This window comes from Alteromonas sp. AWJ4_199 (genome assembly GCF_056159165.1).
Genome location: NZ_JBSWUR010000002.1, coordinates 14,709 through 37,732, shown reverse-complemented (window position 1 = coordinate 37,732; position 23,024 = coordinate 14,709). Strand labels below are relative to the sequence as shown.

Below are 23,024 nucleotides of genomic sequence, written 5' to 3'. Positions count from 1 at the left end.
TTTAAGATACGGCCTTACAAAACTGTATAGAAAACATTTAGTTTGGCGCAAAAAATGAATGGTGAGATGAATAGTAAAATGAATAAGTCTGAAGATAGACAAGATATGCCCTAATTCGACTAATTGGGCATATACCCTAAACTTTATTTTTGGAAAGATTGCAAAACCTACCCGATACTCGAGGCAGCGAACCCGTAAATAGGGAAGAAAGGATTAAATTATATGATAATGCAGGCTAAGACTTTTTCTTTCAATAAGGACAACAAATGGCTTAAAATCATTACTTTAGCTGTAGTGTTTTCTTTTTTATCTGCATGCGGAAGCACACCAAACGCGCTGACTTATTACCTTCTCCATTCCACTGATAATGCATCAATGTCGCACCGCGACGCAAAGCAAACGGTGGTTTTAGATAACGTAAACTTACCAGAATACCTAAAGCACAGAGGCTTGGTATATCAAACGAGCGACACAAATCTTCACATTTCTACCAGCCATTTATGGGCAGAGCCTGTAGATGAAGGCCTTATAAAAGCGCTCGGCAGCGCATTAGTGTCACACAATGTTGCACTGGTTCGCCCTGACTATTATGCAAGTGAAGAGTCGTTGCACATATCTCTATATATAAACGACTTAGTCAGTACTTACGAAGGCGAAGTTATATTTTCAGGAGAATATGTAGTAACGGGAACACCTCAAGAAGCCAGTTTCCACCCATTTATGTACAAAGCTCCGCTCAACAACGATGGTTTTGCATCTAGCATAATTGCAATGAGAGCGACTATTGAAACGTTAGCTAAGGACATCAGCAATGCGGTTCACCAGCCGATTTGATTATGATTAGTAGATTCAAGCAATACATTTTTAGTGGTGTAAAAAGCTACCATAAAGACGAAACTAACAGGCGCATTATCGTGGTTAACCTGTTTGCAGCCGTGGGTATGTCTATTACGTTTTTGCTTGGTGCTCGCGCTTTTATTGAGGCGGAATATTCACTCTCTACAACGCTTTTTATAGCAAGTATTGCCTTTGCAGTATCTCAGCAATTGCAAGTACGCTTCGCATCAGCCCTTGCTCGCACCTGGTCTATCACACTGCTGATCAGCTGCTTGATGATACTAACATTACTATTGATTATCACTGGTGGTAAGGATAACACTGGCCCACTTTGGATTTATCTCGTTCCGCCTGTAACCATGTTTTTTGCTGGGTTTATTCGAGGCCTACTGGCGCTCATCGCCTTTACGATTACCTGCGCAATCGTACTCTTTGGGTTTAATGATATAGCCTTTATTGCCAACTACACATATGCGTTTAAAACTCGCTTACTCTACTCATTTCTAACCGTATCTTTTTTATCTGCTTTTTACGAATATAGCAGACAGAAAAGTTACGACACTGCACTTTATCTCAGTGAACAATTTGAGAGACAAGCGAAGCACGACCATTTAACGAGTTTGTTGAATCGACGTGGTGCCCAGCAGTGTTTAGACAGGGAGTACGCAAGAATGCTACGTAGTAAACGAGCGTTCTCTGTTGCCATCGCCGATGTAGATAGATTTAAAAGCATAAACGATACCCTCGGCCATGAAAAAGGTGACGAGGTGCTTCGACAAATCAGTAAGATATTTAGTTCTCGGCTTCGTGGTCAAGATATACTCGCGCGATGGGGTGGTGAAGAATTTATGTTTATCTTTGCCGAAACTAAGGAATCCGATGCGGTGAGGGCATTAGAAAGTGTAAAAGAAGTACTCAGCAAAGATCCGCTAAATATAGACGGTAAAAAGATCCACGTTACCAGTAGCTTTGGCGTAAGTGAGGTCAGCGGTGACACCGATGTTTCAAGTGCTATACGCCTTGCAGATAAGGCGCTCTATTTTGCGAAAGATAATGGGCGCAATCGTATCTGCACCTCTTCTTCTATAATCTCATCACCTACTTCTAACACAACGTCTTTAAAAGTTCAGTAATCAAAAAAAGTTTGTGTCCTTTACACAAAATTGACTCACGTTTAGTTACATTTGCGCTGTATTACTGAAACACTTTAGCGCTACACTATGTTTAGTATTCGCTATAAAAGTAGATCTAGCCATGAAATGGATGAAAGTTGCGTTACCTATTGGTGTCTTACTGGTAGGTTATTTAGGAATGAAAGGAATCGAAGCGTCTGCTTCTGACAACGCTATAACAGAGGAAGTTGATACTCGCCCAACCGTCACTATTGAAGCGTTATCGCCCGAAGATGTGCGTGTTCAACTCACTTCCTACGGCGAAATCAAGCCTCTTGAAACCACAAATCTTGCTGCGCAAGTATCGGGTGAAGTTGAGAGGTGGAACCCTAAATTTGTAAGCGGTGGCTTAATAAGGCGTGGCGAAGTCCTTTTTGAAATAGAAGCTGATGCGTATGAGGCAGCGCTTCTATTGGCAGAAGCAAACTTAGCTAGTGCACAAGCTCAGTTAATCCAAGAAGAAGCGCAAGCAGATGTGGCGGCAAAGGAAGCGAAAACAATGCCTAATGCACGGGTTACCGATTTGTACCTGCGCAAACCACAAGTAATGAGCGCAAAGGCAGCGCTTAAATCTGCAGAAGCTCAACTTAAAATAGCAAAGCGCGATTTAGATAACTGTAAAGTAAAAGCCCCATACGATGCGCTTATTGTCTCAAGAGACATCAGCACAGGTGACTATGTGACTCAGGGTTCACCTGTCGCAGTCCTTAATAACATAGAGTATGCCGAAGTCACTTTCCCTATTGCCGGGTTCGACCGCGTTTTTCTTTCAGATAGTACAATAGGAAGTGAAATTGCCATCGAAGTCGATGACATTCAGGGCGCTACGGTAAAAGGCACCATCCACCGAGATACCGGCGTTGTGGACAACACCACGCGCATGAGTTATTTCGTGGCACGCATTGAAGACCCCTATGCAATTAACTCGTCAAAACCTATCGTTAAATTTGGCTCTTACAGCACGATAGCTTTTGAAGGTAAAACGTTAAGTGACGTGTACCGAGTACCTCAGGAGTTGGTAACTAACCGCTTGCTGTGGACCCTTGACGGTGAAGACAGATTGAAATCTCAGAAAGTGAAAGTGGTGCGTGAGGAAAATGGCGACTTCCTCATTCAGGGCGACTTCAATGCGAATAAAGTAGTGATGAGTCTTCCTGAATACCCGCAAAACGGCATGCCGGTAAAAGTTATTGAGACTACGGCTGAAATCGTGACAGCACAAGCTAACTAAGGAGCTGTCATGGAAAATCACAACGATACACAAAGCGGCATTATTTCTTGGTTTGCAAGAAACTCTGTAGCGGCTAACCTTTTAATGTTTTTCATTATTGTCATGGGTATTGCCAGCTATTTTACTATTCAGCGCCAGATGTTTCCTAACATCGAAATTAATTACATTACTGTTGAAGCCAACTACCCCGGCGCGTCTCCACAAGAGATTGAAGAAAGTATCTTCATCAAAGTTGAAGAAGCGGTAAAAGACATCACTGAAATTAAGCGCACCGTATCCAGAGCATTTCGCGGTGGCGGTGCAGTCACCTTAGAAATTGATACTAAAGCTGAACTGACTGACGTTCTAGACAAGGTCAAACTTCGCGTAGACAGCATTGCTACTTTTCCTGCGGGTATGGAGCCTGTCAACGTTTCGCAAGTAGAGTTTCAGCAGCAAGTTATCGAAATGCCTATTGTTGGCGACTTGCCTTTATCAGAGCTAAAAGTGCTGGCTAAAGAAATAGAAGATGAACTACTTCAGCTTGGCTCCATTTCTCTGGTGGAAGCCAATACACCCGATGATGAAATTGCTATTGAAATTAAGCCCGATACGCTAAGAAAATACGGTTTAACCATTGCCGATGTTACTCAAGCTATTAATAGTTATTCAGCAAATATTTCGGCCGGCCAGCTAAGAACTAATTCAGGGATAGTGTCAGTTCGCGTTGAAAATCAATACTACAGCGGCGACGAGTTCAAACAAATACCAATTAAAATTGGCACTGGTGGCGCGAAAGTAACGTTAGGTGATGTTGCCTATATCAATGATGGATTTGTTGAGGGCGAACGTTACTTTAAGTACAACGGCATGAACGCCATCTACATTGCTGTAAAAGCCACTAAAACCCAAAACACCATTCCTGTAGCTGAAACTGTAAAAGCCTATATCGACCAGAGAAATGAGACCCTTCCTCAGGGCGTCAGTCTAGAAGTTTTGGTGGATATGACCTACTACCTTAATGCACGCCTAGACATGATGTTATCGAATCTTGTTCAAGGGTCTGTACTCGTCGCGTTTATGCTTACCCTTTTCTTGCGCTTTCGTTTGGCGCTATGGGTTATGGTCGGCTTACCGGTGTGTTTCTTAGGTGCAATGATGCTTATGCCGGTTTTCGGGGTGAGCATTAATATTCTCTCGCTCTTCGCGTTTATCATGGTACTGGGCATTGTAGTTGACGACGCCATTGTTATTGGAGAAAGCGCCTATACCGAAATTGAAAGCAAGGGCGGCGGCGTTGACAACGTGGTTCGCGGCGCTAAACGCGTGGCAACTCCTGCTACCTTTGGTGTATTAACTACTATCGCGGTATTTGCTCCATTTACACTGAGCAGCGGCCCTGAAGGTGCATTTTTCTATAACATCGCTGTAGTAGTTATTTTGTGTTTGGCGTTTAGTTTAATTGAGTCAAAATTAATCTTACCCGCGCATTTAGCCCACACCAAGTTCTCTCCGGTGCGACAGGACAGCTGGCGTGCACGCTTTAACCGAGGATTCTTTGCGTTCGTAAATGGCCCTTACAAGCGTACTGTTACAAAAGCGATTGAATGGCGCTGGGCAGTACTTATGATGTTCGTGGCTATGCTAATGCTAAGCATGGGCCTGATTGGCGCAAACTATGTACGCATGGTGCCAAATCCTAAAGTGCCACACGACTTTCCTAGCGTAAAAATAGAGATGAACGAAAACGTCTCTGATATGGCTACTATTAATGCGCTTAAAGTGGTGGAACAAACGATTCTGGACGTTGAAGAGCAGATCATAGATGAATTTGGCCAGGGCATGATACGCGATCGTCTTGCTTTTAACGAAGATAGAACTGAAGGGCGCATACTCACACCACTGGTTAATGAAGAAGATCGCCCTATCGACACCTTTGAGCTTGCACGACGCTGGCGCGAAGCCATTCCAGAAATTACCGGTATGAAGTCTTTTACCGTGGTTGATGATGTAAACGGTGACGGTGACGACGGTGAGTTCGGTTATCTACTTTTTGGCCCAGACATTGACACCTTAAACGCGGCTGGCCTTAAGTTCATTGAAATGCTGCAGCAGCAAGAAGGCCTGTTTGACGTAAGCTCAACTATTGACCCGCCGAGCAAAGAAGTGCAAATGACGTTACTTCCAGTTGCCTACGATCTAGGGCTTACCCTTTCTAATATCGCCTCTCAGGTTGGCGCGGGCTTTTACGGCGGCGAAGCACAGCGTGTTATCCGCAACGGTGAAGAAGTTAGGGTCATGGTTCGCTACCCTGAACTCACCCGTGAACGCTTTGCTGACTTGAAGTACTCTTTAATCAAAACACTTAACGGCCAAGAAGTGATGCTTGGTGATGTGGTTGCATTAGAAGAGAAGCCAGGTATTAGCTACATTCGCCGAGAAGGTGGTTACCGCAGTGTTTATATCTGGGGCAACATTGATGAAGAAAAAGTTGAACCTAATGAGGTCGTTACTGAAATTCAGGACAAGCTACTGCCTCAACTTAAAGAGTCATTTCCTTCGGTAATGACAGAGCTTGGCGGTGATATTGAAGAGCAGCAAGCACAACAAAACGAGCAAATACTCTTTTTCCTAGCGGCCATGATCATGGTGTATATCCTTTTAGCTGTTCCGCTAAAAAGTTATGGACAGCCACTTATCATCATGTCGGTTATTCCATTTAGCTTTACAGGTGCAGTGTTCGGCCACTTTGTATTAGGCCTAGATTTATCGATGATGTCTAACTTTGGCCTTATCGCAGCTGCCGGGGTGGTAATTAACGACTCGCTGGTTATGACTGATTTTGTGAATCAGCGCCGTGCACAAGGTTACAGCATTAAAGAAGCCGTGACTGAGGCCGGCACTGCGCGCTTTAGAGCAATTACGTTAACTTCAATTACTACGTTTGTGGGCGTACTGCCAATTATGTTTGAAACCAGCCTGCAAGCAGCGTTTGTAGTACCTATGGCTGCTGCGCTCGGCTTTGCTGTACTTTATGCCACTTTGGTGACTTTAATCTTAGTACCTTGTTTATACCTGATATTGCTCGATTTACGAGGCCCTTTCTCGTACATTAAAAGTTTGATTACACGCAAAAAGTCAAGCAACGGCGTGGTAAGCAGCAGTGCGAATGAAACATTAACCATTGAGGCTTCGGGCTCTGCTGAATAGCGGCCAGTACTCACTATGTAGCCGTTCAAAGTTAGTGTTATAAACGCACTTTACTTTAAAAAATGAGCCTTCGAGGCTCATTTTTTTTCAAGCCTATTGAAAGGAAAACACTATGAACAATGCAATTTCAATAAGACCAGCAACGCCTAGCGATATTTCACAAATTCGCCAGTTCATCCTGGAACTAGCCATTTATGAAAAAGCTGAGCATGAAGTAGAGGCCTCTGAAGAGGCGCTTCTAAAGACTCTATTTGGCGAAGGTGCCACTGCTCATTGCGTTATTTGCGAGAATAACAGTGCTCCTATTGGCTTTGCCGTGTACTTCTTTAATTATTCAACCTGGCAAGGTCGCAACGGGCTTTATCTTGAAGACCTTTATGTTTCGCCGAAATCTCGTGGCCTAGGTGCGGGTAAAGCGCTGCTGCAACATTTAGCAAAAACAGCGGTAGAAAACGACTGCGGCCGTTTTGAGTGGAGTGTTTTAGATTGGAATAAGCCAGCTATCGATTTTTATGAGTCCCTTGGCGCTAAACCAAAGAGTGAATGGCTAGGCTATCGCATGGATGGACAGACACTTATCGACTTCGCAAAACAGGCTTAACGCTGACTTGCTGACTTGCTGACTTGCTGATTTGCTGATTTGCTGATTTGCTGATTTGCTGATTTGCTGACTTGCTGACTTGCTGACTTAGTCAGTATGAAGGTACAACAATATTAGCTGCAAATACGCTTATAACTCCAACGCCACTTGGAACAACTTTTCTGCAAAATAAAAAAGCCATTCGCTTTCACGAATGGCTTTTAAATTCTATGGATAATCTTTCCGTTTTACTTAGAAAGAACCAACCAAAGATAAACGCGCGTTGATTGGTGCGCCAACTGTAACCTGATGCGTAGAGTGTGCATTAGGGAAGTAAAGCGTATCAGTTAAGTTTTCGACGTTTAGCTGAAGGCGAGTCTTGTCGCTAAGTGTGTAGTACGCTGATGCATCAATACGGGTATAGCTTGGCAGTGCAGGTGACGTAGCACTTGTCGATACCTTGCTTTCGTCTTGGTATGTTGCGCCAATGCCGAAGCCAAATACTTCATTCACTTCATAAGTTGTCCATACCGACATGGTGTTTTCAGGTAGCTCACGAAGCTCCACACCGCTTGCATTTTCGCCATCAAGGTTGCTGTAGTTAGCCGTAACGTACCACTTGTCAGTTATATAGCCTTGCAACTGAAGTTCAAAACCGGATACATCTGAATCTACTTCCACGAAGCTTTCTGCATCGTTAGGGTCGTTGTCCAATGACGTTTGCTCATTTTCAAAGATAGCAGCCGTGAAGCTCATGCTGTCATTGAAATCCCACTTAATACCAATTTCTTGGTTAGTGAAGGTATCTGGGTCAAGTGCGTCAGCATCACCATTGATATTCGCATACTGCTCGCCACTGCGAGGTAAGAATGACTCGCTGTAGCTTGCATAAATTGAGATATTCTCTTGTGGCTTATAAACAAGGCCCGCTCGCGGCGATACTTCTTCGTCTTTTCTGCTGCGCGTTTCAGCTGCTTTAACGTTAAACACTTCAATATCGAAACTATCAAAACGCGCGCCCAGCACTAGGTCGAAGTTTCCTGATAGTGCAATTTCGTCTTGCACGTAGAAAGAGTAAACGTCCAAGTCTACATGGGTGTCATCGTTTAATGTGCTATCCACGCCATTGTAGAATGTAGCAGTAACTGCATTACCGGCACTGTTCACACCGCTCAGTCCTCTAAAATTAAGAGGACGAGAAACATTAAACATCTCCTGATCGTTTCGCAGTGTATCTTCAGGATCATTTGCACCTACACGAGAATCGAACTCTGGGTTATAACGGTCTTGATTCGACTTGGTATTAATAACCTCACCACCAAAGATAACCGTATGCTCAATGTTGCCCGTTGCAAACTCGCCCACTAAGTTAGAAGACAAGATAAGGTTTTCACGCTGCGTGGTATCTACATAACCGTCAAGGGTTACTACTTCAGTGTCGGCGTCGTATGCCGCTGCGTAAAAGTTTGAGTAAACTTTGTCGTAGTCACCGTAAAAGGCGTTGAAGTTACCTTTTAGGTTGTCAGAGAAACTGTGTTCAACGTTTGCACGAAATACGTCGGCACCAAGAGTTTGATAGTTATTTTCTGGGTCGCCAAATACGATTTCTTCAAATGCTTCTACTGGTTCGCCGTTTGCCGTTGGCACACCACGGTCGATGAAGCGCTCGTGATCGATGTATTCGTATGACACATCAACATTAGTATCGTCGCTTACTTCAAAGCGTGCCGTTGGGTTAAAGCCATAGCGGTCGCCGTAGTAGAAGTCACGATGGTTATCTAAGCTTTCGTACATAGCGTTGATACGAAGCGCCGACTTGTCACCTGTATCAACGTTTGTGTCTAATTGAAGGTTGTAAGCACCAAAGGTGTTAGCAGAAACGTTATAATTTACGAATTGTTCGCCCGTTTTCGCCTTTTTAGATACACGGTTTAAAATACCGCCAGTACCGCCTCGGCCGAATAGCAATGCATTCGGTCCACGAAGAATCTCTACCTGTTCAACGTTGTAAAGTGCACGATAGTATTGAACGTCATCACGATTGCCATCTAAGTAAAAGTCGGCTGTTGAACGTACGCCACGAAATACCACTGCATCGCGGTGACCTTCACCTTGAGACGTATTAACACCTGGCGTGTAATCAATAATTTGACCAACGCTAGTAATACCGCGAGCCGTAATTTCTTCAGCGGTAATGATCGACAAGCTTTGCGGAACATCAATGATGGGTGTGGGGCTCTTGATAGAGTTCGACTGATTAACAGAAAGGTACTTACCTTCCACTGTGAGTCTCTCAATATCTTCCATATCGGCAGCAAATACAGCAGGGCTTAACATGATCGCAGTAGCAATGCTCGTAAGTTTGAATTTCAAAATTGCTCTCCAAATGTTCTTCAAAGTGTTGTGTGTTTGTTGGCAACCAAGAACCTTATTATTCGGCAATACTTTTTTAAGTCGCTAGCATTTCCAAACCGCTTAACTTTTCATTCGTTTTGCAATTGCAAATAATAATAGTTGCTATTTGTGGTCTGGATAATATAGAAAAAATGTCAAGATGACGAGAGCAAATACATCAAAATTTAAAAACTCTTTATAAATTTCCTTAATCCTTAGTTTAAAAAAACGTCTGCCAGTACACTTTTCGAACACAAGAACTAAAAATTATCGTTTTTTTCTCAAAATGTTTAAGAAAAAGTTAATTAGGAGAAATGTTAAAAGCCCGCTTCGTGTAGTTTACGGTTCGGCATTTTTAGCTGCGATTTGAGCTTCACTACCTTCCAGTATTTAAATCTAAGAGCAACTGCTGTGTTACAAAAACAGGTTGTCCTTCCAACGCTTATTCAAAGTTGTTTATCTAGTCAACTAAATGACTGACATAAAATCTCTCGAGCCTGATGTACTGATGACGCCAGTTAAGGGGGGCGTTGAAATAATGGGACACTGCGCACGTAAAAGGATAGTGATATGACGCTTTTGAGGTATGGTCTAATTGAGTATTAGATGTAAGGGAAGTCAGTTGTACAGATATTAAAATGTGCAGGTAATAGATTGGAGGCACATTAGGGTAATGTATTAAGTTCGCATTCAGAACCCGAACTAATTTTTACTTAGTTTAGAATAAGAACTAGCCGCTATGCCGCAGCATAACGGCTTAGGATTAGCGCAACCGTATTCTTCGCTACATTTTTTTTGTCATTACCGCTCAGGGTGTCTTCAATTTTAAAAAGCTGTGGCCAAAAGCACTGACCTTTTACAAGACTCTCAATTTCATCAACAACTCGACTTAGATCATCAAACTCAATTTTATTATCTGCTTTCGCGGCTTTTAACCAGCGATGCAATGCTGTCTCTTGCGCTTTTAATTGAGCAACTTCGTCTTTCAGCTTGTCAGGGTCATAAAAAAAGTGCCCTATTGCGACCCTTGCAATATCTAAATGTTCTTCAGTAACGGTAAATTCAATGTCTTGAAGAATTAACTCACATAGCTGTTCGGATAAATCACGAGACGAGTCGTATTCCACCGTTATACTTAGTTTGGCGTCTTCAAATTGCTTGGTAACCAAGTGCATCACCAACTCTTCCTTAGTAGAAAAGTGGTTATACACGGTGCGCTTTGACACGTTCGCCAATTCAGCCAGCTTATCCATACTGGTGCCGTTAACACCAAACTCTTGGAACGCCTGTGTAGCCGCCTGAATGATGGCTTCGCGTTTTATATCACTACGCGTTCTTGTATTGCCTACCATGTTGAAAGTCTCAAAATAAATCCCCTATGCTTTGCCCGTCATTTCGCGAACTCGCTTGGTTTCCATTTTACACCGAACAGTTTACTTTTCAATGCAACCGCACTAAAATGCACTCACCAGTTTACTTTAGGTATTAACTGCTTATTCGCTCTTGTGCTGAAGCATTATTACTTAACGTTCTCATGTCTATACTTTATTTACCCTGACAATGGATTACACACACCTATGTCCATAATGCAATTTTCTCACATTCTATTTTTAAGCGTTTTATCGGTTTCAACCCTGACTGCATGTTCTCAAGAAGAGCCCGCTGAACAACAATCTAGCGCAACTCCTCGCTACGTGAAGCTTGCTACGGTAAGCAACATTCCAGATTTTGACGAGTTTACCTTCCCCGCCGTTGTTTCGGCGGTTAAGACTGTGGATTTAAGCTTTGAAGTGTCTGGTCGCCTTATTCAAACTGACTTAGTGACAGGTAGCGATATAGAAAAAGGAAAGTTGCTGGCCACTATCGACCGTAAACCATTTGAGCGTCGTGTTGAAGAATCGAAGACACGCCTAGACCAAGCAAAACGCGAACTAGATAGAATTCAGAAGATGTTCGCCCAAAAGTTAGTCGCACAAAGCTCGCTTGATAGTGCAAAAACATCTTACGAATTAGCGGTTATTGACTTAAAGAATGCCGAGCAGGATTTAAGTTACACTCAGCTCTATGCCCCGTTCGACGCAAAGGTGTCACAACGCCTTGTTGAAAACAACAGCTTTGTTGCTGCGGGCACTCCTATTGCTCGCCTTCAAGATGTTTCCAAGATTTACTTCAACATTAACGTACCCGAGCGTTTGCTCACCGCCAATATTGGCCGTGGTATCAAACAGGCAAGCGCCACGTTAGCCACTAATCGCAGTCAGTGGTATCCAGTGAATTACGTAGAGCACTCCACACAACCCGACCCGGTTTCGCAAACCTATGAAGTGGTATTTGCTATGGAGCCTCGTGAAGAACTCCCGCTTACACCCGGTGCCCGCGCTGTGGTTAAAGTAAGCTTACAAGGTAGCATGTATCCTGAAGGCTTTGTTGTGCCAGTAAAATCCCTTGTTGGTAACAAAAGCTCAGGGTTTGCGGTATGGGTATATAACGACGAAACGAGTTCGGTGACAAAAACACCTGTTGACGTAAAGCATATTGAAAACGAGCTAGCAATTATCGAGAGTAATAGCCAAAGCGAAATCACACTTGGCCAGCAAGTAGTTGCTGCTGGAGCAACACAAATGCGTGCAGACATGAAAGTGCTTCCTTACCAAGGAGAGAAGTAATTTATGGATATCGCACGCTATTCAATTGATAAGCCCGTCAACATTTGGCTAATGGTAGTCATCCTGCTTTTAGGCGGCATTTTGGCCATGAGCAAAATTGGTCGCTTGGAAGACCCTGCGTTTACCATCAAACAAGTAAAGGTATACACCAGCTATCCTGGCGCCAGCGCTGAAAAAGTGGAGCGTGAAGTTACCGAGCGCTTGGAAATTGCGATTCAGCAAATGCCACAATTAAAAAAAGTAACGTCAGTTTCATCGCCGGGATTGTCTGAAATTACGGTTGAAGTGAAAAGCACGTACGATAGTAACCTGCTGCCACAAATTTGGGATGAATTAAGAAAGCGCCTTCGAGACACTGCCAGTTCACTACCCACCGGCGCACAAGACCCCATTGTGTTCGACGATTTTGGTGATGTATACGGTCTTTACTATGCGTTAAGTGCGCCGGATTTTGATACGCGTGAACTTCGCGAGTTTGCCCGCATTATACGCCGCGACCTGCTTACGACAGAAGGCGTAGCTAAAGTTAATGTGACAGGCGTTCAAAAAGAACAGATTGTAGCGTATATCAACCCCTACCAACTAGCGGGCTTAGGCATTTCCTTTCCTGATCTCGCCGCCCTTTTTGAAGATAACTTAAGGCCCTTTAACGGTGGCCGAATTAAAGTAGACGAGAAGAATGTACGCTTAATTGTAGAGCGCGCACCAGATAGGCTTGAAGAAATCTCAAACCTTTCTGTGGTAGTGCCGGGCACTAACCGTTCACTTAGAGTTGCCGATATTGCCACATTGAAATTAGAGCCCGCGGACATACAGCCAGTTCATGTGCGCTACAATGGCGAAGAAGCGTTAACACTTTCTGTCTCAGCCTTAACTGACGTAAATATTGTTGATGTAGGCGAGCGCGTTAACGCAAAAGTGGAGAAGCTACTCCAAGAGTTGCCTGTTGGTATTACGCTTACGCCCATATACGACCAAGCTTCAGTAGTTGATGAGTCGGTAACCGGCTTTATTAACAACCTTGTCATGTCAGTCGCTGTGGTTACTTTAACCCTGTGTTTGTTCATGGGATGGCGCTCAGGTGTGGTAGTTGGCTCAGTCCTTCTTGTTACCGTGCTAGGTACTATTCTTGTTATGTGGCTCATGGATATTCAGCTTCAGCGAATTTCGCTAGGTGCTATGGTTATCGCCATGGGTATGCTAGTAGATAACGCTATTGTGGTTGCTGAAGGTATGATGCTTCGCATGGCCACTGGCTCAACCGCTAAAGAGTCTGCCAGCTTTATTGTTAAGCGCACACAGTGGCCGCTACTTGGCGCAACCGTTATTGGCATTGCGGCGTTTTCAGGCATAGGTCTTTCAAACGATGCCACCGGCGAGTTTCTTTACTCGTTATTTGCCGTAGTCTTAGTTTCACTAATGATCAGCTGGGTATTAGCAGTAACGTTAGTGCCTGTTCTCGGCGCTTATTTCTACCGCAAAGGCATGGGTCAAACTGCAGGCAACGAACTCTCAGCATCGCAGCGCTGGTTCAAGCGCACGTTGTTAGGCGCACTTAAACTTCGTTGGGTAACTATTGGTGCATTGTTTATTATTACTATCGTGGCTTATGGAAGCTTTGGTATGGTAAAGCAAGGTTTCTTCCCACCATCAAATGCCCCGCTATTCTTTGTGCACTATTGGGGCCCGCAAGACAGAGACATTCGTGCAACTGAAATCATTGCAAAAGAAGCTGAATCACGCATTTTAGCAATGGAAAACGTGACGGCTGTAACTACTTTTATTGGCCAGGGTGCAGATCGCTTTACCCTTACTTATGCACCTAAAAGCGCTAACGAAAACTATGCTTTTTTCATGGTTCGGGCGAATGAACTGGATAACATCCCTGCTATTCAAGAGGAGCTTAGAAGTAAGCTCACGGGCTTAGATTTCGACGCCAATTTCTATATGGAACGCATGCAGTTTGGGCCCGGTTCTGGTGCAAAACTGGAAGCAAGGTTTTCTGGCCCAGATACTGAAGTGCTTCGTGAATTAGCGGAAAAAGCTAAGGCTTTGCTCTTTGCTGACGGAGAAGTAAAAGACGTACGCCATAATTGGCGTGAAAAAGGCTTTGCCATCAACACGCAGTTTGATAACTACAATGCAGGTATTGCTGGCGTATCGCATAGCGACTTTAGCCAAACCATACAGTATGCAAGTAGCGGCGTTCAGCTAGGTACAGTACAAGACGGCGACTATGCCTACAACATCGTTGCGAAAATGGGCAAAGCAGAAGATACCGAGCTGCAGTCGATACGCGAATCGCAGGTATGGTCTACGCAGCAGCGACAGTACGTGCCTTTCACTCAGGTATCGCAAGGCTTAGAGTTAATGACCGAAGAAATGCGTATTCATCGTCGCGACCGTGTGCGCACCATTACCGTAGAAGCGGAGCCGGGTGATGATGAAACCGCGGCTAAAGCCTTGGCTAGAATACGCCCACTCATTGAAGACATTGACCTGCCATCAGGGTATTCCCTGGAATGGGGCGGCGAATTTGAAAGCTCTAGCGATGCACAAAAAGCGCTGGGCGCAGGCTTACCCGCAGGCTTTTTAGTTATGTTTATTATCTCGGTATTGCTGTTTGGTCATGCACGCCAGCCACTTATCATTTGGCTTGTGGTACCTATGGCGGTTGTAGGTGTTGTCACAGGCCTTCTTAGTACAGATATGCCTTTTGGCTTTATGTCGCTCCTCGGCTTCTTAAGCTTGTTTGGAATGCTTATTAAGAATGCCATAGTGCTTATTGAAGAAATTGACCTTCAGATAGAAGAAGGGTTGGCCATTCGACAAGCGATAGTCGATGCCACAATAAGCCGTGTACGTCCTGTGTCATTGGCGGCAGTTACTACCATACTAGGTATGGCACCGCTGCTATTCGACGCCTTCTTTGCTGACATGGCTGTGACGATTATGGGCGGATTAGCGTTTGCCACAGTGCTTACGCTTATCGCTGTACCCGTGCTTTATAGCCTGCTGTTTAAAGTAAGTTACCGCAAAAGCTAAGGCTTAAAAACTAATGGTCTCTTTACCAGAATATTCACAAACGCTGGTAGAGAGACCACGTTCTTTTTTAGCCATGCTTACACCATTAATACAAGCGTTCAGATATTAACGCAAACGCGCCAGACTAGCGCTTAGCCTCCACCCGACTTTGCATAAACTTCATTACATCTCGCCACGACACCATGCCAACTGGGTGCTTATCTTTATCAATGATGGGAATGCAGGAAATTTTATGCGTATTGAAAAGCTCAATGGCCGCGAATACTGAATCAGTGGGATTTAGCGTTATCACTTCACGGGTCATAATTTGATGGGCTCGTTTATCAAGCGTCGCGCGATCTAGCATACGCTCACTTAACGTGTCGACGAAAGGGCTAACCGATTTCATTAAGTCTCTGTCGGATATAATGCCCTGAAGTTTATTATCGTGAACCACAACCAAATGATGAAACCCTGTTGCCGCAAATAACTCTCTTAACGACTGCAAGCTATCGTCCATATGCACGCTAACTACACGTGTAGACATAATTTTAGCAATGCTCATCAATACTCCTTATTCACTCAGCTTTTTTCTCTTGCAACATTCTGTCGCTAAATACGTGTCGCGACAACTGTAGATCGCAACCACAATTCTGCATACTAGCTTGGTAAATTAAGCCATCCTGCCTACTAATAGTATTAGCTAGGCCCATTAACATAAAACACTCTTAGATAAATATCGGTTGCGTATACTTCAAACGTACGGATTCTCGCCCATGGCCACCGCAACGCAGAATAACCTCAAGTCTAGCTCAAGCTGATGATAATCAGGCTCCATGTAGCAACAAAGTTTATAGAAAGCTTTGTTGTGGTCCTTTTCTTTAAAATGCGCAAGCTCGTGAACTACCAGTGCTTTTAACAGAGGCTCTGGTGCATAGAGCAAATCGTTGTTAATGGCTAAGTCGTGTTTGCGCGTTTTACCTTGCATGCGGTAGGTATGCGTACCTAACGCATTGGTAACCATATCCCCCTGCTTCTTAAATGCTGCCCGACCAAATGGTGGCGCATTTTTTAAGTACTGCTTTTTAAATTCCGTCGCGTATTGATAAAGCAGCTTATCTGTAGTTACATCATGGGCCTTGGGATATTTCTTCAACAAGTAGCTTTTTAGCCGATTGTCTGAAATTAGCTGTAGGGCTTGCTCTACAATAGTTGAAGGGTAGCCATTAAAATACCGAGCATATTCGTTCACGTATGTTTCTCCTTTTCAAGAAGAATTATAAAGCATTTAAACTATGTAGATAGCACTGACTTTTGCGAACCGGCTTTTTTATATAAAAGATAAAAATAAAAAAGCCGCAGTAAAGATTACTGCGGCGAAGGGTGTGCTAAGGGAAGCACTACGGGAAGTTTGTTTACCTAAACTTCAAAGGAAAAAACTAGTCTACGGTAACGACGACTTTGCCTACTGCTTTACCGCTTGCTAAACGATCGTGAGCCTGTGCGATTTGCTCGAATGTATAGTCTTCAGCATCAATAATTGGCTTTAGTGCGCCTGCATCTACAATACTTGCCAGCTCGTTTAGAATTTCGCCATGCGCTTCACGGCCTACGTTGTGGATCATAGGCAACAACATAAAGACTACGTTCAGGCTTAGCCCGCTAAAGTGAACAGGCGACAAGTCGGTTTCTAGTAAAGATAAAGTAGTCGAAACCTGACCGTTTAATTTGGCAGCAGCGAACGAGTTTTGAAGGTTATTACCGCCGACCGTATCGAAAATCACGTCAAAACCGTTACCGTCTGTGTATTTACTTACGTAGTCTTCAACTGATTCACTACGGAAATCGATGTAGGTTGCACCTAAAGATTCAATAATTTCTTTTTGCTCATCAGAGCCACCCGTCGCAAATACGGTAGCCTTCATATGCTTGGCAAGCTGTACTGCTATATGCCCTACTCCACCAGCACCGCCATGAACGAGTACTTTTTGCCCCTCACTGGTGAGTGCGCGAGTTAGCCCCTCAAACGCGGTAATACCTACAAGAGGAATGGCTGCCGCTTCTTTCATAGAAAGAGACGAAGGTTTGTGGGCGATAAGGCGAACATCGGCCAGCATTTTTTCTGCAAGTGAGCCTTGTAAATCGCCAAGACCACCGGCACAGCCGTAAACTTCATCACCTACTTTATAGTCTGTAACGCCTTCACCAACAGCTTCAACAGTGCCTGCGAAGTCCATACCTAACACGCCTGGTAGTTGTGGAGCAAAGGGTAAGTCGGCACCCGATTGGCGAATCATCATGTCGATTGTGTTAACGCTGCTTGCTGCAATACGCACAACAACATGCCCGGCCTTTACGGTTGGCTCTGGAATATCGTTTTGTGTAAATTGTTCAGAACCGCCAAATTCGTTTATTACCATCGCTTTCATGATTAAGCTCCTTTAAAGCCTGTTGTTTGGGTACGGGACTAATCATAAGTACTAGAACTTCAGATGATAATTGGTGTATAAAGACAAACAGTTTTTAGATTTTATTGATAATTCAAATGAACATAGAACACCTCAAGCTTTTTGTGCGTATTGCGAGCACAGCAAATATCAGCTTAGCGGGGCGTGAACTTAACATTTCACCTGCCGTGGCGAGCGCGCATATTGGTAAACTTGAAGAAACGCTAGGTGTTCGCTTAATTCACAGAACCACGCGGAAAGTATCGCTTACCGACGATGGAAAGCTTTTTCTGCCCCATGCGCAAGAAGTGTTAGACAGTATTGAAACTGCGCAAGCAGCCGTGGGGATCGGCGCGTTAACGCCACAAGGAACATTACGCGTCACCGCCCCTGCTTCATTTGGTCGAATGCATTTAGTACCTGCGATCCCTGAATTTTTAGAACAATACCCACAGCTAAATATCGATTTCAGGTTCAGCGACAGTATTTTAGATGTAGTAGAAGGTGGGTTCGATGTCGCCATTCGCGACGCAGAATTAAAAGACTCTAACTTACACGCCAAAAAGCTAGCTGATGATAAACGCATTATTGTGGCGTCAAAAAACTATATTGAAAAATACGGTAAGCCAGAAACGCCAGCAGATCTCAAAAATCACAAAATAGTCAATCTTACCGGCTTAGAAGTGTGGGACTTTAAAGCCAGCCAAGGTATCACTTCAATTAAAACGCCTAATCACTTGCGTATGGACAATGGTGAAGCGGTACGCGACGCCTGTATTCAAGGCTGTGGTATAACCCTTACTGCTACATGGTGCAGCTACCCTAATCTAGAAAGTGGCGAGTTAGTTCAAATACTGCCTGACTATCCTCTTGCTACCGATTGTGCACTATGGGCAGTGTATCCTAGCAACCGGTTATTAGCCCCTAAGGTTCGCGCGTTTATTGATTTTTTAGCTGAGCGCTTTAGCGGCACGCCGTATTGGGACGAAAAGTTAAACGGCGTAGTTATTTAAGTTTATCTCATTTAAGAGAACTGGTTTTCTCACTTTTTTTATTTTCAAAACAAACCACCAACTTTTCAGTAGCTTCGTGGTTTCTCTACTATGCTTGTACTAAAGTAAAATTGTCAGAACAATGCTTTTTAGGCAACATTTAAGGCAGACTTCAAATTGGGTAATACAATGATAAAAAAGCCGTACTTGTTCTTCACGGCCATCTTAAGCCTGCTGCTAGCTAACGTTGCAGCAGCAGAACAAAGCAAACTTAAGATTAGCGGTTTTGGCACCTTAGCAACCGCTACCGCTGATACCAACAAGTATCAATTTCGAAACGACCGGGCTCAAGCCGAATTTGCCAAAAAAGATGGCTTTGCATTAAAGCCTTTAAGTCTTATTGGCGTGCAGCTCGATTACAGTCTGTCAAACAACCTCGACTTCGTAGGGCAATTTGTTTATAGAGAGCAAGATGAGCAGGACATAGACTCAATAACGCAAATGGCTTTTTTGCGCTATAACCTAACGCCTTCGTGGCAGGTTAGAGCCGGAAGACTTGCAGCCGATATCTTCCATTTTAGTGATACGAGGGATGTATCTATTGCCTACCCTTGGGTGAAAGTGCCTACAGAAGTTTACGGCATTGTCCCGGCTAGAAGCCTTGATGGCGCTGATATTAGTTACTTGAAACGTTATGAAGAGTTTAACCTATCGGTAAAGGGGTTTTGGGGTAAAGGAGAAAGCGACTTTTCAAGTAGGGATTTCGAACCTATCACCTTTGAAAATTTACGCACACTTGGCATTGAATTAACCGCTTTTGATTGGAGCGTAGCGTTAAAACACACGCGCACTGAAGCTGGAAATGATAATTTTGATATAGCACAAGTCACCTCCGCTGTAGAGTTATTACAACCTTTTTGGAGCGGCGCGGCTGACTTTTCGGATTCACTGCAACTTCGCGACGCTACTATTCAGTATACCTCTCTTTATGCCAACCGTTATTTAGGTGACTGGGAAGTATCCGGTGAGCTTTCGCATATTGATTCAGAATCTGTCGCACTAAGGCCTTCTTTTAACGGCTTTCTAAATATTAGTTACCTTTATGGTGCGCATACCTTTTACGGTCTATTTTCTTTTGCAGAAACCGATACCTACTTTCTTAGCGAAGAGCAGCCTGAATTTCCCATCATTCCTGCTACAGCTGAACTCGCTATGTTTGTAGAAGAGGTGGCCAGCACACTGGCTCACCGGCAGAAGACATTCTCTGTGGGCTGGCGCTGGGACCTACGAGAAAACCTAGCGTTTAAGGCACAAGTTGAACGAACCAACGTTAAAGCAAGAGGTACCGGCCTTCGTGCCCGCGATGGTTTAGTCGTTGACGATGAAGGCGGTATAGCACACACCCTATTCCTCGCCTTAAGTTTTAGCTTTTAAGGGGGGAGTATGTATTTATTAAAACCCATCCCCTTGATAACTGTTATAACACTACTAATGCTAAGCATGTTTTCTATGGCGCAAGCGCAAGAAAAAATTGTCGTTGTCACTAACCCTAACAATGATGTGCAGGTATTGGACAAAAAAGGCTTAATAGACCTATTTATGGGTAAGTACTCAGCGTTTCCAAATGGCAAAGAAGCCACGCCTATTGATGTAGAACTAGATTCCGAATTGAAAAGTCAGTTTTACAAGTCTTTAGTGGGCCTTCCTCTTGCGAGGGTTAATGCCTATTGGTCGCGACTAAAATTCTCAGGCCGCGTTAAACCTCCTGCGGTAGAGCAAACCATCGACGATATTAAGGTGCGGCTTGAAGAAGACGAATCGGCACTGGCCTATGTTTATGAGTCGACGGTCACAAGCAACATGAAGGTAGTTTATCGTTTTGATTAACGTACAAGGTCTAGGTTTTCGTTTTTCACTGTTTTTAGTCGCAGCGGCAATGTTAGTGGTACTTACTACCGCTGAATTCTTTTATCGCGTGACTTATGAAAACGAAATAAACGAAGCTAACAGGGATATCGAAGAGCTTTATCAAACCGTTGGTGCAACCGCATCCATCGCGGCTTTTTTAGAAGATGAAGACTTAGCAAAAGAAGCCATTAATGGTTTGGTTAAAACTGACAAAATTCTAGCGGCCTCTATAAAAAGCGAGGCCCTTTATTACCAGACGAATGTAACTGAAGCTATCAATAAAAGCATTGAACCTCGGGTATTTGTGGTTAGGCACCCTTTTATGCCAGAAGAATCGCTTGCTGAGGTGAATGTCTACCCTAATTTCGAATACATTATTCACCAAGCAGAAAAAACCAGTATCGACAACAGCTACTCACTGTACGCTGAAGCCTTGGTAGTTGGTATAGTGGCGTTGATAATCACCTACTACATTATTATTTCCCCTATGTTACGAGTAGGCCGCTCTTTACACCAAATCACGCCTGGAACATCTCAGAGGATCCCAACGCCTAAATATCACTCGCGCAGTGAAATAGGCAAACTCGTCTACGACACCAACCAGCTGCTGAACAAAGTTGAAGAGCAATTTACACAAGAACGGCAATTAAGAGAAGAAATCGAGTTTCTTGAAAAGCGATTTAGAATGCTGTTTGAAAACGCCAAAACTGCAACTGTTTTGATGGCTGAGAATGGCACTATAGCGCTTCGAAACGACGCGTTTAATGATTTAGTAGAGAAAACGGAGCTAGGAATAAAGCAAGGCTATGGCGAACTGTTAGACGAACTATTCGAAACACCAGAAGCAATGAAAGCTGCACTTCAAGAAGCCTTTGCGCGAAACGAGTTTGCGACGGGAGAGTACAAGCTAAAAAGTAGCGCAAATGACAATGCCATTTGGGTTCAACTTATTGCTAGCCCATTATTGACAGAAGAAGGTGAACGTTACTACCAGCTTACGTTAAATGACATTTCGAGTCGTAGACAAGAGTTACAAAAGCTTGCGCTACAAGCAGATTTTGACGCTTTAACGGGTATCTACAATCGAAATGGCGGTGAAAAGCTCATAACCAAACTCATGAGAAAGGAACACCAGTTCGCGTTGGCACTGATTGACCTTAACGGTTTTAAAGCGGTAAATGATATTTACGGTCACGATGCGGGTGACGAGGTTCTCATTTTTGTTGCTGAGCAATTGAAAGAAAAAATACGCAAAAACGATGTCGCGATACGTTGGGGCGGCGATGAATTTATGTTGTTACTGCAAGCGGACGATAAAGAGTCGGTTCAGAAAGTGGTAGATAAAGTGAATGCTGGTGTTAAACAACCTTTTTATTTTAATAACGATAGCAAGCCAACGGTGGTTTCTATGAGCGTCGGCGTTGCCTTTTACCCTCAAACAAGTCGAAATTTGCATGCACTGATTAAGCTGGCCGATATTGCTATGTATAAAGCGAAACAAAATAAAGTATCGGCGCCAGACGACTACCTTATCTTTGCTAACCAGTGCAGGCTAGATGATGAAGATATGAGTTAGCGCTCTTTACGCCAACCTAATATTTTACCAGCATTCTACTTTCAATACTTTTACGCGTTGTACTTTTAGCGCCTTCTTCGCTCATGTCTAATGCACTGTGCGCTAAGTGGGGGATCCCACTGTTATCGTAAATATTAAAAATAATACCTTCATCCACGCGCATTTTAGATTTATAGAACCAGCGATGTTGAGGGTTAGGTGCTACGCCTAAAATCTCCCCTTTGCGGTCTGGATACCAAAGCTCAATGTTTATCCAGTCTTCGACATCCATGGAGTCAGGGCAGATAAAACCTAAGGGAGAAGACATGATAGTGTTTTCAACGGGTCTCCACAGGTTTACGAAACCAAAATGCCCTTTGTGATATTCAGCGGCTTTTTCTTCTCCAACTAAATCGATAAGACGCTTTTGAATGCCTTTTTCACTGTAATCATTGTGCACGTTTCTCGCAGGTCTGCGCGACGCGTTTTCATCATCTATACGTACAGTGTGATCAAATACCAAGACTTCTTTCGCACCAATTTGCGTTTGGAGCATTTCCACTATTTTACGATTATATAGTGCTTCTACATCTTCATTGAATGGGTAAGGAACCGCTTTAAGCCCCTCTAAAAAAGTAATTCCATGGGTTTTGAAACCAATATTCGCGTCGCTATTTCGTATGTCGTAGACATCAACATTGGTCGAGAAAAGTTCAGGCGATATCAAATTGCCATCAATACCATCTACGTCAAACTCAAATGCCTGTGTAAAAGGCTTTCTTACATGGTAATTAACTGAAGCATTCATCTTATCTCCCCCCATTAAAAAGTTGCACGCTATTCGTTTTTAAGACGAAGCGTTAAATAGGTCGAGAACTATACCTACAGCAATTTGAATGGAAAACCCCATAAGTACTGAAGCAGTATTTAGTTTTTATTGATAATTTATTGGCACACTTCCATTTTCAACAAAATCTATATTCTGACTCTATAAATAACGCATTTTTAAAGTTTAAAAAGTGCAATATT

Annotated in this window: 17 protein-coding genes; 11 read left to right on the top strand and 6 right to left on the bottom strand. The window is 43.6% G+C overall.

Going from position 1 to position 23,024, the window contains the following annotated elements:
- The first annotated feature begins 228 nt into the window (after positions 1 to 228).
- The 5 genes from ACXAER_RS15080 (at position 229) to ACXAER_RS15060 (ending at position 7,030) form a co-directional block, all read left to right on the top strand.
- Complete coding sequence (locus ACXAER_RS15080) at positions 229 to 834, top strand: PqiC family protein (protein WP_474830692.1); 606 nt, start codon at positions 229 to 231, stop codon at positions 832 to 834.
- A gap of 2 nt (positions 835 to 836) precedes the next feature.
- A complete protein-coding gene (locus tag ACXAER_RS15075; RefSeq protein WP_474830690.1) occupies positions 837 to 1,970 on the top strand; it encodes a GGDEF domain-containing protein in 1,134 nt (377 codons plus the stop codon).
- A gap of 121 nt (positions 1,971 to 2,091) precedes the next feature.
- Positions 2,092 to 3,240 (top strand): efflux RND transporter periplasmic adaptor subunit, encoded by a 1,149-nt coding sequence (locus ACXAER_RS15070; RefSeq protein ID WP_474830688.1) that lies wholly within the window; start codon positions 2,092 to 2,094, stop codon positions 3,238 to 3,240.
- 9 nt (positions 3,241 to 3,249) lie between these two features.
- The gene (locus ACXAER_RS15065; RefSeq protein ID WP_474830686.1) at positions 3,250 to 6,429 is read left to right on the top strand and encodes an efflux RND transporter permease subunit; all 3,180 of its coding nucleotides are present in this window, start codon (positions 3,250 to 3,252) and stop codon (positions 6,427 to 6,429) included.
- A gap of 112 nt (positions 6,430 to 6,541) precedes the next feature.
- Positions 6,542 to 7,030 (top strand): N-acetyltransferase family protein, encoded by a 489-nt coding sequence (locus ACXAER_RS15060; RefSeq protein ID WP_474830684.1) that lies wholly within the window; start codon positions 6,542 to 6,544, stop codon positions 7,028 to 7,030.
- 231 nt (positions 7,031 to 7,261) lie between these two features.
- On the opposite strand, the gene ACXAER_RS15055 is transcribed toward ACXAER_RS15060, so the two are convergent.
- Together ACXAER_RS15055 and ACXAER_RS15050 are read right to left on the bottom strand one after the other, a co-directional pair.
- On the bottom strand, positions 7,262 to 9,382 hold the full coding sequence (locus tag ACXAER_RS15055; protein WP_474830682.1) for a TonB-dependent receptor: 2,121 nt from the start codon (positions 9,380 to 9,382) through the stop codon (positions 7,262 to 7,264).
- A gap of 758 nt (positions 9,383 to 10,140) precedes the next feature.
- Positions 10,141 to 10,755, bottom strand: coding sequence for a TetR/AcrR family transcriptional regulator (locus tag ACXAER_RS15050; RefSeq protein WP_474830680.1), 615 nt, complete (start codon positions 10,753 to 10,755; stop codon positions 10,141 to 10,143).
- Positions 10,756 to 10,986: 231 nt separating this feature from the next.
- On the opposite strand from ACXAER_RS15050, the gene ACXAER_RS15045 reads away from it, so the two are divergent.
- Positions 10,987 to 12,069 carry an efflux RND transporter periplasmic adaptor subunit gene (locus ACXAER_RS15045; RefSeq protein WP_474831275.1) on the top strand — a complete coding sequence of 361 codons (1,083 nt, stop codon included), beginning with the start codon at positions 10,987 to 10,989 and terminating at the stop codon, positions 12,067 to 12,069.
- Positions 12,070 to 12,072: 3 nt separating this feature from the next.
- The gene (locus tag ACXAER_RS15040; RefSeq protein WP_474830678.1) at positions 12,073 to 15,114 is read left to right on the top strand and encodes an efflux RND transporter permease subunit; all 3,042 of its coding nucleotides are present in this window, start codon (positions 12,073 to 12,075) and stop codon (positions 15,112 to 15,114) included.
- A gap of 124 nt (positions 15,115 to 15,238) precedes the next feature.
- Here ACXAER_RS15040 and ACXAER_RS15035 read toward each other — a convergent pair whose 3' ends face one another.
- From ACXAER_RS15035 to ACXAER_RS15025, 3 genes are all read right to left on the bottom strand, one after another.
- Positions 15,239 to 15,658, bottom strand: a complete 420-nt coding sequence (locus ACXAER_RS15035; RefSeq protein WP_474807835.1) for a CBS domain-containing protein — start codon at positions 15,656 to 15,658, stop codon at positions 15,239 to 15,241.
- A 189-nt stretch (positions 15,659 to 15,847) separates the two neighbouring features.
- Positions 15,848 to 16,345, bottom strand: coding sequence for a M48 metallopeptidase family protein (locus ACXAER_RS15030; RefSeq protein ID WP_474830675.1), 498 nt, complete (start codon positions 16,343 to 16,345; stop codon positions 15,848 to 15,850).
- A gap of 187 nt (positions 16,346 to 16,532) precedes the next feature.
- Complete coding sequence (locus ACXAER_RS15025) at positions 16,533 to 17,522, bottom strand: zinc-dependent alcohol dehydrogenase family protein (RefSeq protein WP_474830673.1); 990 nt, start codon at positions 17,520 to 17,522, stop codon at positions 16,533 to 16,535.
- 116 nt (positions 17,523 to 17,638) lie between these two features.
- On the opposite strand from ACXAER_RS15025, the gene ACXAER_RS15020 reads away from it, so the two are divergent.
- The 4 genes from ACXAER_RS15020 (at position 17,639) to ACXAER_RS15005 (ending at position 22,016) form a co-directional block, all read left to right on the top strand.
- Positions 17,639 to 18,553 (top strand): LysR family transcriptional regulator, encoded by a 915-nt coding sequence (locus ACXAER_RS15020; protein WP_474830671.1) that lies wholly within the window; start codon positions 17,639 to 17,641, stop codon positions 18,551 to 18,553.
- 168 nt (positions 18,554 to 18,721) lie between these two features.
- Positions 18,722 to 19,966 (top strand): hypothetical protein, encoded by a 1,245-nt coding sequence (locus tag ACXAER_RS15015; RefSeq protein WP_474830669.1) that lies wholly within the window; start codon positions 18,722 to 18,724, stop codon positions 19,964 to 19,966.
- A 9-nt stretch (positions 19,967 to 19,975) separates the two neighbouring features.
- Positions 19,976 to 20,419, top strand: a complete 444-nt coding sequence (locus tag ACXAER_RS15010; RefSeq protein ID WP_474830667.1) for a hypothetical protein — start codon at positions 19,976 to 19,978, stop codon at positions 20,417 to 20,419.
- The gene (locus tag ACXAER_RS15005; RefSeq protein ID WP_474830665.1) at positions 20,412 to 22,016 is read left to right on the top strand and encodes a sensor domain-containing diguanylate cyclase; all 1,605 of its coding nucleotides are present in this window, start codon (positions 20,412 to 20,414) and stop codon (positions 22,014 to 22,016) included. The genes ACXAER_RS15010 and ACXAER_RS15005 overlap by 8 nt, the downstream gene beginning before the upstream one ends.
- 16 nt (positions 22,017 to 22,032) lie before the next feature.
- On the opposite strand, the gene ACXAER_RS15000 is transcribed toward ACXAER_RS15005, so the two are convergent.
- A complete protein-coding gene (locus tag ACXAER_RS15000) occupies positions 22,033 to 22,803 on the bottom strand; it encodes a CmcJ/NvfI family oxidoreductase (RefSeq protein WP_474830663.1) in 771 nt (256 codons plus the stop codon).
- Positions 22,804 to 23,024: the final 221 nt, after the last annotated feature.